General features: G+C 72.5%; 3 protein-coding genes and 1 pseudogene. 1 reads left to right on the forward strand and 3 read right to left on the reverse strand.

The genetic code is table 11. From position 1 onward, the window contains the following. Positions 1 to 316, forward strand: a pseudogene (locus DEIPI_RS29885) (transcriptional regulator); the annotation flags it as partial. A 60-nt stretch (positions 317 to 376) separates the two neighbouring features. Here DEIPI_RS29885 and DEIPI_RS29890 read toward each other — a convergent pair. From DEIPI_RS29890 to DEIPI_RS36525, 3 genes are all read right to left on the reverse strand, one after another. Further along, the gene (locus DEIPI_RS29890; RefSeq protein WP_045233983.1) at positions 377 to 1309 is read right to left on the reverse strand and encodes a complex I NDUFA9 subunit family protein; all 933 of its coding nucleotides are present in this window, start codon (positions 1307 to 1309) and stop codon (positions 377 to 379) included. Positions 1310 to 1319: 10 nt separating this feature from the next. Then, positions 1320 to 1943 (reverse strand): Crp/Fnr family transcriptional regulator, encoded by a 624-nt coding sequence (locus tag DEIPI_RS29895; RefSeq protein WP_045233984.1) that lies wholly within the window; start codon positions 1941 to 1943, stop codon positions 1320 to 1322. Then, positions 1927 to 2595, reverse strand: a 669-nt coding sequence (locus tag DEIPI_RS36525) for a cobalamin B12-binding domain-containing protein (RefSeq protein WP_045233985.1), incomplete at its 5' end; no start/stop codon positions are given. The genes DEIPI_RS36525 and DEIPI_RS29895, both read right to left, overlap by 17 nt.

Genomic DNA, 2595 nt, shown 5'->3' on the forward strand with positions numbered 1-2595 from the left:
GGGCCGCGTCCGCCGTCTGCCCGGCACGGGCACCCGCGCCGTGTACGGCCTCGCCGACCCCGGTCTCGCCGACGTGCCCGCCACGGCCCTCACGCCCGCCGCGAACAAGGTCCTCGAGTACCTGCGTGGCCGCGCCGACAGCGCCCTGCACATGGCCGAGCAGCTCCGCATGACCCGCGACGACGTCATGGCGGCCCTCAGCCTCCTCAACGCGCACGGCCTCGTGTCCTGCACCTTCGTCGGCTCGCTCGTGATCTTCCGCCTCAAGGAAGCCGTCGTCGACAAGAACCGCCGCGACCAGCAGCGCGTCGCGTAACGAATCCCACCACACGGACGCCGCCGGAACCTCAGGGTTCCGGCGGCGCTTCTTGGACGTTCAGCGGACGGCGCGGTCGCCGGGCACGCCCTGACCTCCGGCCGTCCGGTCCTGCCGCGCCGTGCCCAGGATGACCGGCAGTTCGTCCTCCAGGCGCAGCATCGGCAGGTCGAAGGTGCCGCGGGCGGGTTCGGGATCGGCGGTGTTGCCCTCCACGAGCATCGCGTACTGATCGGTCGTGATGGGCGGGTTCGGCAGGATCCGCATGGCGGGCACCGCGAGGTTCATCAGCGCGAGCGGCACCCGCACGAGGCGCTTGCGCTTGCCGAGCGCGGCGAGTTCGAGCTTCAGGAGCTCGTCGAAGCGGTACTCGCGCGGGCCGGTGAGCACGAAGGTCCGGCCCGCCGTGTCGGGCCGCTTGAGGGCCCGGGAGAAGGCGAGGGCGACGTCGTGGACGCTGACGGGCCGGAAGGGGAAGGCGCCGTCGCCGATGACGGGCACCACGGGCGCCTGCGACACGAGGTTCTTCAGGACCCGCCCGAAGAAGTCGTCGCCGGGCCCGAAGATCAGGCTGGGCTCGAAGATCGTGGCGGGCAGGCCGCTCTCACGGACGAGGCGCTCCGCGCGGGCCTTGCTGGACGAGTAGCGGCTCCGGCTGTCCTCGCGCGCGCCGAGGGCGCTCATGTGGATGAGGCGCGTGCCCGCCGGGGCCGCCGCGATGACGTGGCGGGTGCCCTCCACGTGGACGCGCTCGAAGGTCTGACGGCCCTTCTGCGCGATGATGCCGACGAGGTGGACGATCGCGTCGGGACGGGCGTGCCGCACGGCGCGCTCCACGCTGGCGGGATCGGTGATGTCGAGCGGGACGCCGGGCGCGCCCGTCGGGCCCTTCCCGCCGCGCGAGCCGACGCGGACGTCGTGGCCGTCAGCGACGAGTTGCTGGACGACGGCCCGGCCCACGAAGCCGCTCCCGCCGGTCACGAGGATACGCATGGAAGCTCCTTCAGGCGCTCTGGCCGTGCTGCACGTCGGGCGTGACCTGCGTCGCGATGGTCTTCAGGCCGTCGAAGTCGAGGAGGGTGATGTGGCGGTAGCCCGTCTCGATGAGGCCGGACTCGCGCAGTTCCGTGACGATCTTGCTGACGCTCTCGCGGGTGCTGCCGCTGCCCTCGGCGAGCAGTTCGTGCGTGGCGCGGACGTACAGGCGGTTCTCCGCGTCCTCCGCGCCGAGCGGCGTGTCGGCGAGTTCGAGCAGGTAGCGCACGACGCGCTGACGCAGGTCGCCCGACTGGAGGTGCACCTCGAAGCTCATGACGCGCCTCAGCTGCGTCCCGAGGTTGCGGGCCACGTCGAGGAGCGCGGCGTCGTCGAGTTCGCGCGGGTCGAGCGTGACGATCATCGCGGTGGTGAGGGCCTCCGCGCCGTGCGGGTGCTGCCCGGCGGTGAGGGCGTCCTCCCCGAAGTAGTCGCCGGGCAGCACGTGCCGCACGGTAATGGTGCGGCCTCGCAGGGTGGTCTTGGAGAGCCGGACGAAGCCCGTCTCCGCGCGGTAGAGGCGCCCGGTGGGCTCGCCCTGCCTGTAGATGACCTCCCCGCGCTGGTAGCGCGTCCTAAGAACTGTACCCATGAGTCTCCTTGAGTCGCGTGACGAGCGCCTGCGCCCCGCTCACGGCGTCCGAGCCGAGGTACGCGCCGCCGAGCTGAGCGGCCCGTTCGGGACGTTCGTTGAACTGCGAGCCGCCGAAGAACAGCGGCATGCCGAGGTCGTCGAGGTCGTGAAGCTGCGCGGTGAGGGCCGCGAGCGCCTCGGCGGTGTTGACGCTGACGAGCAGCGCGTGCGCGCGGACCTGCCGCGCGTACACGGCGAGGTCGCCGAGCGGGGTGTTGGGGCCGAGGTAGTGGACGTGGACGCCCGCGCGCCGCAGGACCACCGCGACCATCAGGAGGCCGAGCTCGTGCTGCTCTCCGGGACCGCAGGCCGCGACGATGGTGGGACCCCAGGTGCCGCCGGGACCCGCCATCTCCAGGAGCTGCGCGATGCGTCCGCGCAGGAACGCGGTGGCCTGATGCTCGTGCGCGACGGTGATCTCGCCGCGTTCCCACAGCAGGCCGATCTCGCGCAGCGCGGGCTGCACGACGTGCATCAGGACGTCCTCGACGGTGAGCTGCGCGTGCGCGCGCGAGAGCAGCTCGCCCGCGCGGACGTGATCGGGTTGCAGCAGGGCCCGCACGACGTCCGGGACGAGCGACTCGGGCGTGCCGTGCCGCGCCGCGGGTGC

The organism is Deinococcus pimensis DSM 21231 (genome assembly GCF_000519345.1).
Taxonomy (GTDB): domain Bacteria; phylum Deinococcota; class Deinococci; order Deinococcales; family Deinococcaceae; genus Deinococcus_A; species Deinococcus_A pimensis.